The organism is Oleiphilus sp. HI0043 (genome assembly GCF_001634935.1).
Genome location: NZ_LWEY01000959.1, coordinates 1 through 572, shown reverse-complemented (window position 1 = coordinate 572; position 572 = coordinate 1). Strand labels below are relative to the sequence as shown.

Sequence of the window (572 nt, the reverse complement as noted above, 5' to 3'; positions counted from 1 at the left end):
AATCGAACCCGTCTGGGTCTTGACAATTCTCCGCCCAAATGGCGACCCAGGAATTTTTTTCTAATTCAATGCCAATTCTGTGAACTAGCGCTTATTAAACTGGAAATCTACTCAGGAATTCCGTTACTATCTTTACAACTTAAAGATCTCTCAAGCGCTTAAATCTAGATCGCTCAGCAGTTATAGGTCTCGTGGCATAGCAATGAACTACAACAATAAAATTGTCGACCTTGTCGCTCATATATATGAATCGGTCGCTTACGACGATGTATGGGAAGAGGTTATCAGCGATATCTGCGATGCAATTGAAGCGCTGGGCGGCTATCTAACGATTACTGATAGGAAGTCCCAGCAACTTAGTATCGTTGCTAATCGATTTAACGACAAAACTATCGAGTCATATAGCGAAGAATACGCCCCCCTTGATGAACGCAGACTAAGCGTCGAAGACATGTCTACCAGTTCAATCAAAAAAGGCTCAGAGCTATTAGATAGCCAAAGCTAACGCTCTTCTAAAGTCTATCAGGAGCTATTCCGTGAAAATGATTGCTTCCATAGTATCAGCACCTGCT

The 572-nt window shown here is 42.3% G+C and carries 1 protein-coding gene; it reads left to right on the top strand.

Annotation, left to right across the window (positions count from 1 at the left end; genetic code table 11):
- Positions 1–202 precede the first annotated feature (202 nt).
- Positions 203–505: a hypothetical protein gene (locus tag A3729_RS10510; protein WP_068511170.1), complete on the top strand. Its 303-nt coding sequence runs from the start codon at positions 203–205 to the stop codon at positions 503–505.
- Positions 506–572: the final 67 nt, after the last annotated feature.